Raw genomic sequence first — 679 nt, forward strand, 5'->3', positions numbered from 1 at the left:
ATCTATGCGAACTTAACATATATTAAGGTTGCAACGATGAATAAACTCGAGAATCATTTTCTTTTCCTCCCTAAAGGGGCTAAGGATGTGTTTTTATCCCATTTGAATAAACTTATCAATTACTCCTCCACAATAGGCTTAATGGGTAAAACAGGGGTTGGAAAATCCAGTCTTATCAACGCACTATTCCAATCGACCTTATCGCCTGTGAATAATGTTTCAGGTTGTACGCGCCAAGCCCAACGCTTCAGTATGAAGATGAACAACCATACGCTCACCTTTATTGATTTACCCGGCGTGGGGGAAAGCCTTGAGCGAGATAAAGAATACCACCAGCTCTATCGTAATTTATTGCCAGAACTGGATTTAATCATTTGGGTACTCAAAGCCGATGACAGAGCATGGTCTTCAGATGAACAGTGTTATCGCTTTCTCACTGAGCAATGCGGTTATCAACCTAAGAGATTTCTATTTGTGCTGAACCAAGCCGACAAGATAGAGCCCTGTCGCCAGTGGGATGAAGTGTGCCAGCAACCATCCTCTGAGCAAGCAGCTAATTTAGTTTTGAAGCAGCAAGCCGTGATAACATCATTCAAGCCGCACCACCCTGTGATGACAGTTTCTGCGGCAGAAGGTTTTCAACTCACTGAATTAGCAGAGCAATTAATACAGGCGTTAC

1 protein-coding gene is annotated in these 679 nt (G+C 43.0%); it reads left to right on the forward strand.

All coding sequences use genetic code 11. The features are described 5' to 3' along the window. Positions 1–36: 36 nt before the first annotated feature. Positions 37–679: GTPase family protein (locus ABN217_RS19495; RefSeq protein ID WP_349459888.1), on the forward strand; the 643-nt coding region annotated here is incomplete at its 3' end.

This window comes from Proteus sp. fly-1067, from assembly GCF_040139345.1.
GTDB classification, from domain to species: domain Bacteria; phylum Pseudomonadota; class Gammaproteobacteria; order Enterobacterales; family Enterobacteriaceae; genus Proteus; species Proteus vulgaris_B.